Origin of the sequence: Colidextribacter sp. OB.20, from assembly GCF_009911595.1 — a bacterium.
GTDB lineage: Bacteria > Bacillota > Clostridia > Oscillospirales > Oscillospiraceae > Lawsonibacter.
Map to the genome: position 1 here is coordinate 1 of NZ_QWKG01000108.1, position 8,185 is coordinate 8,185.

At 50.9% G+C, this 8,185-nt stretch carries 5 protein-coding genes; all 5 read right to left on the bottom strand.

Features of this window, described 5'->3' with window-relative positions:
* Positions 1-30 precede the first annotated feature (30 nt).
* Complete coding sequence (locus D1641_RS18200; RefSeq protein WP_160668309.1) at positions 31-1,134, bottom strand: hypothetical protein; 1,104 nt, start codon at positions 1,132-1,134, stop codon at positions 31-33.
* Between the two features lie 14 nt (positions 1,135-1,148).
* Positions 1,149-3,284: a C-terminal helicase domain-containing protein gene (locus tag D1641_RS18205; RefSeq protein WP_243149476.1), complete on the bottom strand. Its 2,136-nt coding sequence runs from the start codon at positions 3,282-3,284 to the stop codon at positions 1,149-1,151.
* A 177-nt stretch (positions 3,285-3,461) separates the two neighbouring features.
* Positions 3,462-5,339 carry a group II intron reverse transcriptase/maturase gene (gene ltrA, locus D1641_RS18210; protein WP_160668311.1) on the bottom strand — a complete coding sequence of 626 codons (1,878 nt, stop codon included), beginning with the start codon at positions 5,337-5,339 and terminating at the stop codon, positions 3,462-3,464.
* 423 nt (positions 5,340-5,762) lie between these two features.
* Positions 5,763-6,845, bottom strand: coding sequence for a C45 family peptidase (locus D1641_RS18215; protein WP_160668313.1), 1,083 nt, complete (start codon positions 6,843-6,845; stop codon positions 5,763-5,765).
* A gap of 110 nt (positions 6,846-6,955) precedes the next feature.
* The gene (locus tag D1641_RS18220) at positions 6,956-8,119 is read right to left on the bottom strand and encodes a plasmid recombination protein (protein ID WP_160668317.1); all 1,164 of its coding nucleotides are present in this window, start codon (positions 8,117-8,119) and stop codon (positions 6,956-6,958) included.
* Positions 8,120-8,185: the final 66 nt, after the last annotated feature.

Consider the following 8,185-nt stretch of genomic DNA (forward strand, 5'->3'; position numbering starts at 1 on the left):
TCTATTTCGACAGTTTTGTTTTTCCACTGTCTACTTTAGAGGGAGCATATCAATTCCCGGGCGTACCCCGGTCTGCATATAGAAGGCGTTCTCGGTACTAAGCGTCAGCATCCCGCCGGCGGCAACTCCCAGGGTAGCGGTCCCGGACAGGGACCGCAGGCAGTTGGACATCCGCCTGGTGAGAAACCAGTATTCCCCCTGGGCCATTCCAGTCAGCGGGGCCACAGTTATAGAGTCCTGGGCATTTCCATGGATGCCGGCGCACTGGAAGGTCAGGGTCATACCCTCAAAGGACAGCTTCACCTTTCCATCGGGGTCAACACAGGACACAGAATCCAATCCTTTGCGCAGCTCCGCCACATCGGTGAGGACAGTGAACTGATTTTTCAGGGAGCCGGTGAGAAAGTCGGTGTCGATGTAGTTCGCCTTGATCAGACGGGCGGAGAACAGAAAGCCCTCCCGGACGAACACCACTTTCTTGCCGGTAGTGCCTACCCGAAACTCATCCTTGTCCTCGCACATCTGGGCCAGCCGGCTCAGGGAATTGGCGGGGATCAGGACACTGAAATCGCCTGTGCTCTTGTCGTCCCCTCTGGCGGTGACGACGCAATTTCCATCGCTCCCGGCAGCCCGGAGACCGTCCTTGGTAAACCGGACATGGACACACTTGAGCATGGGCTTCTCGTTCTTCTCATCGGCGGCGAAAATGGTCCGCTTGGCCATGGATGGAATGCCGCTGGCCCGGATCAGCTTGGATACGGCGGGGATCTCCGCCTTGGGGTAGCTGCTCTGCTCCCAGACAGACACGCGATATTCCGCATCCCTGCCGTGGACCCACAGCTGACTCGCCCCTGTGCCCCGCCGCAACTCCACCGTATCGCCGGACAGCTTCTCCAGCATCCGGGCCAGCAGCCTGGCGTCAATGACCAGTGCGTCGTCCTCCTGGGCGTCGCAGGTCAATTTCTGCTTCAGCGTGACCTCCAGGTTGGTGGCGGTGAGTACCAGCGCCTTGCTGGCGGCGGTAACCTCCAGGCACACCCCCATCAGCTCCTCCAGCGGGGAGTTGATAGGGGCGATAGCCGCCGCGTGCCTGACAGCGTGCAGCAGCTCAGCCCGATTCATGGTGATATTCAAATAAATTCCCCCTTCTACGCAACGAAATCGAAGAACGAGAACTGGTTTTCGTCCACCACTCTCTTCTTCGACTTCTTTTTTCTGCGTTCTTCCATTGTTCTTTGCAGCAGTCCCTCGTACAGGGCCTGCTTGTTCTCTGCGTCGATGGTCCGAATCCTGGGCGGCTCCACCACTGTGACAGGGGCGGGTGCCTCCTCCACAGCGGCCACAATGGGCAGAGCTGCGGGCTGGACGTGCTCCCGGTGAGGATTGATGATCGCCATTTTCTTAAAGGCGGCGGCGATATCCTCCACGTTGTCCTTGATTCCAAGAGCCAATTCCTTTGCCATCTGGGAGGTCAGGTCCTTCACGTCGCTCATGGCGGCCAGACCCTCCTCGGAGAGGTTGCCCTCGATGATCCTGGCCATAGCCAATTTGGAGGCCATGAGCTTCATCGCTTTGGCCTGCATGGTGTCGGCATAGTAGAACATGTAAACCTCTACCCGGGGCGCTGTCTGGTTGATCCGCCAGGACCGGCGGGCCGCTTGGCGCAGGGTGAACAGGTTGTAGCCCATGCTGTAAAAATTCAGGGTGGTAAAGGCATTTAAATCGAGACCGGTTTCTACGCACTTAGGATTCGTAATCAGAACTTGACAGCCAGTGTGGACGCGCTTCTCTACCCAAGCCTCCCGCTTCTCCGGAGGGACCGATGGAGGCAGTATCTCAGTGCGGAATCCCTCCTCGGTGAGCAGCTTTACCAGTTTCTGCTGGGAATCCGTTCGGGTCCAGCTGGTGTAGATCATGACCTTCTCCCCGGCGGCGATCTTCTCCCTGACAATCTCCAGCACCTTTTCTTCTTTTGGCAGGATGTCGTCAAAACTGGCTTTGTTGCTGGGATGGGCGATAATATGGCCGTCTATGGGGTGGACGATATCCGGCTGGTCATAGGGCTGGTCCGGGTAGACGGTGAGCAGATTCAGATAGGCAGACAGCAGCTTTTTGGCCGCTTTCTGATCCGATTTCATCACCGTGCGGATTTCCTGTTCTATATCCTTGTAAGCGCCATACACGCTCCATGGCATATCAATGGGAACGGGAATCTCCTCATAGTCCGGGAGGTCTTTCCCCATGTCGGACAAGGAGAGGAAAGCGGTGTACTCCAGCAGAAACCGGGAGAATACCAGCGGGGATACCCCGGAGAGCTGGCGGGTCTTGGTTTTCTGTTTACTGGCCCGGCGGTTGGCGTTGTACGCTGTGTCTGTCGTTTCGTAGACATTCTCTACCACGCCATACTCTGCGTTGAAGTCCTGGGGGCGGCGGTAGCTCTTGCCGTCCTGGCGCATCAGACCAGGGACCAGACGGTACAGCAGATGGAATATCCCGGAGCTATACCCGTTGATCAGGGTGGCGGTCATGCCCACAAACTGCTTGCTGACACCAAAAATCTCCGCCATAGCGTCGCCTTGGCCGCTACTATTGTTGTACTCATGCAGCTCATCGGCAATAAAAGCATCGATTCGCCCCTTCATCTTCTTTTTGATATAGGTGCTGAGCGGGAAGCGGCGGTAGGCTTCCCGGACAGGAAAACTACCCTGAGGATCTGCTGCAATTTCCCGAAGCCGTTCCAATACCGCATCATTTTTCGTGAGGGACAGGTAGTTGGCAGCGAAGGGCCTGTAGACCCAGCCGAAGTCCGGTATCTTGGTCCAGGGGATGCTTCTTCCCGGGTTAATCGGGGCCCACAGCATGGAGCCGCACTCCAGGCAAACGCGTCTTCTCTTGTGCTCCCCTAGGAAAAAAGGCGGGTCAGCGTTGACCAGATACTGTGAGCCGTCGTCGCTGAGCTCCATCTGGATGGGCTTACCGCAGTCCGGGCAAAGAAACGCTCTCTTCTGCTTATTCCAGACAATGGCAGGATAACGCATATAGCCGTCCCGAGCCTTCTCTTTACTGAATACCGCATAGACGTTTTTGTCTCCAGCCTCATACATGGAGTAGAGCCTTTCCAGTTCGCTGATACTCTTGACCACCATAGCGAGAGTGTTGGGGAGGGTCTCATCGATTTCCCGTACCCACTTCTTTGTGATGTGAGAGGGACACATGACCAGGTTAAAGGTTTTTTTGGCCCCTGACTTTTTCTGAGAGGCCCAGAGGCCATGCAGAGCGCCCAAAGCTGTAGAACCGATCTTGCATAACGATAGGTAATCCTTTGAGGTTATCGCCGGATTTTCCCCCGCTTCACACCGGACATGAACCTTTCAGCTCATCCGGCGTTCCATCGTTGAAAACTCGTTTTCTAAAATTGATGAATTACTACTGTAAGTTGAGATTGACCTAAGTCCTGTTTGTCAAACGGGGTTATTGCCAGCCATCTGGCGAAGTCGGTTGAGTTTCTTTAGCATGGCACTGTCAAGGTTTAATCGCTTCATGTACCAGTCAATTGTTTCCTGTTGTATCGCATGGATAAGTTTGTGAACGTCTTTATGGACGATAACCAGATTTGCATATACATCTGTGCCGCCATTTTCCACAGGGAGTTTATGGTGACAGTGGATTTCGTAAAATTCCAGTTCCCGCCCTGTAACCGCACACTTACCATATTGCGCCGCATAGAGGGAGATTCGGTTATCCGCATACTCAATGCTTCTGCTAAGTACCGGATTCCGCATGAGTTTGAGCAGAATTTCCATGTTAATCCGTAAATCACAGTGGATTTCCTTTCGCCCCTCTGCGGTGTATTTATTGACTGTTTTCCGCTTATTCTGCGCATTTCGTGTCTGGCAATATCCAATCGGGAGAATTGCCGAGGTGCCCATGTAGCGCACTTGTCTGCTTTGGGAATAATGCGCCCACAGTTCACCATGCACATTGATAACCTGTCCCTTTGGGTGCTTAGACAGTCTGCCTCGCATACGGTTTCTGAACACAAGCCTGATTGACCGTCCAATCTGATAACAGTCGTCGCTAATGAGGGTAGCTATGGCAAAATACTGGTGTATGCCGATTACCATAGAATTGTAAAGCAAGATTGCCTTATATTCCTCTTTGCGGTTGACTGGATGCTGGATGTAATCAATCTGCGCTTTCAGCTTCCGTGTGGTATTCTGAATGGCCTTATCACACATATGGGAGCGCACAACATACTTTTTCCCACGCTGAACCGCTTTCAGCTTAAAGCCCAAAAATTCCGAATAATTCTTCTTGAGGTTGACTACCTTGGATTTTTCCTCCGAGATTTGAAGTTTCAGCCGTTCCGCCAGCCATTGCCTGACGGCATGAAAGGTTTTCACAGCGTCACTCCGCTTCCGGCAAAAGATACGGAAATCATCAGCATAACGGACGATATACATTTCTTTCAATTCACTCCGCCGCAACGTGCGGCACTTATTGGAGCGGTTTGGCGTACCGTTTTTGGCGATGCCTTCTTTGATAACCGTGTGCGTCGGTATATCCTCCCACTGACTGCTGACCCACCAATCCAGTTCATTCAGAACAATGTTGGAGAGCAGCGGCGACAGGATTCCTCCCTGCGGCGTTCCCTTATCGGGATATATCTTTTCACCATCAGGAAGCACAACGGGCGCTTTCAGCATTTCCTTAACGATAGCCAATAACTTTTTGTCCCGTATGCCAAGTGTCCACATCTGCCGTATGAGTTTGGCGTGATTGACGTTATCGAAAAATCCCTTAATGTCCACGTCCACCACAAAATACAAATGCTGTATCTGTACCATTCTCATAGCCTGGGCGATTGCGTGCTCCGTTGACCGATTTGGACGAAAGTCGTTGCTTCTGTTATGGAATTTGGCCTCGCATATCGGTTCCAGAACCTGCAAGATACATTGCTGTACCAATCTGTCCCAGATTGCCGGAATACCCAGAGGGCGGGTTTTCCCATTAGGTTTGGGGATTTCCACCCGCCGGACAGGTCTGGGCTTGTACCATGCTAATTTGTGCCTTACCTTTGAAACGACTTCCTCACTGGATAATTTTTCGATATGGCCCATTGTGAGGTGGTCCACGCCAGCGGTACGGCTTCCAGTATTCCGCTTGATATTTCTGTACGCCAGCCTGATATTTTCCTCTGATAAAATCAGCGGCATAAGGTCGGTGAACACAGCTTGCGCCTTGCTCCTGGCATACAAATCATCAAAGGTTTCCGTTAGCCCGTAGTATTCGGCGTGTCTTAGGTGACGGTCTTTCTTTGCCGTTTTCGCAGTAGCCAATGGTCATCACTTCCTTATAGGTGTAGTGACTTTTTGGTCTTACTCGAATCCATTGTAAATTCATCTTTATCGCTCTCAATTATAACAGTAAAATTACCTGCTGACAAGTATAAATCAGGAGGGCGCTCTAAGAGCGCCCTCCTGCCGCTTGTTATTTTAGAGCTGCAAGAAAATGGAAATTATTCCCACTCGTTGCTGGGTATCATATTCTAACGGATTTTGCTTTAGAAATATGATACCCTATTCTTTTGATTATTTGATATATCCATATTATCCAGCCTATACGATGGGCTGTTATCAAATTGTTATCAACGATGATAACGGCAAGCAAACCACATTGCTTTTCTCTGCTGGTTTGCTACTCTAATGATAGCACAAAAAGCGAGAAATTACAACTACATTCGGAACCTTTCACCGAACTGTCTATTGAAGAGAATCCTCAACAAGTTGAAAATTTATCAAATCATTTGCTTTTCTATTTGCAAAAATCGCTCCATCGCCAGTCGTAAGATTGTAAAGAACACTCCACTGTAGTTTGTCCGTATCACCGTCAAAAACACCGATGTTGGCCAGTAGTTGAATTGCCTGATTTGCTTCAAGTATGCCGTTATTTGCTTCTATTGCATTCTGCACCTTGTCATAGCGTTCGAATTCTGTAAAGCCTTCTCCAATATTCAATCCATCATAGGCAATGAAATTAGAAGCAATTTGATATTCTGCCTCTGTTCCAACGACACAAAGCTCTTGGTTTACATATTCTACAATTACAGAACGTCCACTTGCGTCAGCAATTAAGTAATGACACTCAATACCCCCAGAAAAATAAATGTTGTATTGTTTTAATAAGTCAACAGCTTCTTCTACAGTAGCCGCCTTATCAAGTACAAGGCGAATTGCGGTGGTTGTATTTAGTGTTATTTTATCCGGGTCATAAGGAACATCTGCCTCTGGAACCGCAAGCAAGGCAATAGCAAGACCTTTCTCATTCATTCCATCAAAAGGAAGAAATGGTGCGGCCAACGTTAAGAAACAATCAAAAAATGAACCATCTGGCAAATTGTTCTCTGAATATCCGGCAAAGGCAAGATTGACTGTGGAAACCGAAGCATAACCATTATCAGGCGTGGTATAGAGTTGTAAAGATGGAGCATATGTAAAATCAAAATTTCGCCCGAACAGAATGTTGCCATTTCCGTTTTTCACGACAAAAGCGGTGCAGCCATCTCCTGTAACACCTAAATCTATTGGCAACCCTTTCAACAGCCGTTTTGTTACAAAGGTTTCAATATCCGCATCATTGCTGGCACCGACTTCCAGGAAGTCATCAAAGCCATAATCGCCGTAATAGGTCATTTGATACATTCCATAATTATCAATCTTTTTTAATGACATAAGAGAGCGCAGTTCATTCCCAAATAAAATGAGTACTGCAATTAAAATAATCAGCAAAACTGCACCTATGCCTATCAAAAGCCGAAAGGCGGTTTTCTTCTCTTTTCGTATCATATTTACCCTACTCCAAAATTTAATTTTTTCGTTATCATTATAACAGCAAAAGCACCCCCTTACAAGTATAAATCAGGAGGGCGCTCCGCAAAGTGCCCTCCTGTTGTTTGTTACCTTGCCCCTCGGCTGAACTTCCGCTTTGCTTTCTTCTGCTCCCGCTCTTGCGCCTCCCGGCGCTTTGCGTCCTCTACGGCCCGCTCCACCTCCTCCGGGCCGAAAGCTCGCTTTACCCGCTCAAAGTCGGCAACTGTCCCCCGTAGGGTCTTGTTTTCCATCTTCACCTCCTGCAAGCGGACAGACAATCGCTCGTTGCCCTCCCTGGCTCGGCCATAGTCCCCCTGCAAGCGTTCATACTTCCCCTTCAACTCGACATAGGCCCGGTACAAAGAGCGCAGCACCTTGACGATCTTAGCAAGCAGGGGCTTGGCTTTCTTCTCCCGGTAGGACTTGGCACTCTCTAGCGGCCCCGGCTCCGGCAATATCCGCTCCGGGTCATCGGAGAACTGCGCCGCCAACTGCTCCATGTTCCTCACAGCCGGGGCCAGCTCCTTTAGACGCTGCTCCTGCTGTTCCACCTGTCCCTGCTTCTTTGCTTTGACCTTATCCAGCTCGGCAATCTCTTTCGCCCTCTGCTCCTTTTTGAAGTCCAGCACAGACAGGTGCTTGTCGTGGGTGCCCTTGTCCTCCCACTCAATACCATGGCGCTCCATCAAAGCGGCAAGCTGTTCCTTTTCAGAGCGTACCCACTGGTTCCACTCCGTATCGCCCCTGGTGCCGCCCTTGAAGCCCTGGGCCGCTAACGCCTGTTTCAGCGATACCCTGGTGTCCAGGCCCCGCTTGCTCCCGGTGGTAAACGGTACAAAGTCGATGTGCAGATGGGGCGTGGCCTCGTCCATGTGGAGGTGAGCGGAGAACACCCGAAGCTGGGGATTGCGCTCCTGGAAACCTCTCATGTACTCGTCCAGCACCGCCGCCGCAAGCTGGCCGTCCTCACTCTCTGCGCTCATGTCGTCTTTGTTCCCTACTTGCAGGATGATTTCATGGAACGGCTTTTCCTGCTTGCTGGAACGTATCTTTTCATAGTAGTCCTCAATCTTGCGGTCTGCCCTGGTCTGCTTGTCATTGTACCGCTTGAGGGCCTCGTCAAATAGCTCATGGAAAACTGCCTTGATATTTTCGTGGCAGTAGGTTATATTCAGATGGGAGCGTGACCGGTCGGTGTTCTTGGCGTTGAACGCCCTGCTGTTGTGGTTCACCGAGCCTTGCCCCACCATCGCACTAATCGTCCTTTTCAAATCAACACTCCTTTCGCCGCGCCAGCGGCGGCCTTTGTTACTTTC

Coding starts and splice junctions, on each gene's coding strand:
- D1641_RS18220 (WP_160668317.1), bottom strand. CDS start 8,119: ATGGTGGGGCAAGGCTCGGTGAACCACAACAGCAGGGCGTTCAACGCC.
- D1641_RS18215 (WP_160668313.1), bottom strand. CDS start 6,845: ATGATACGAAAAGAGAAGAAAACCGCCTTTCGGCTTTTGATAGGCATA.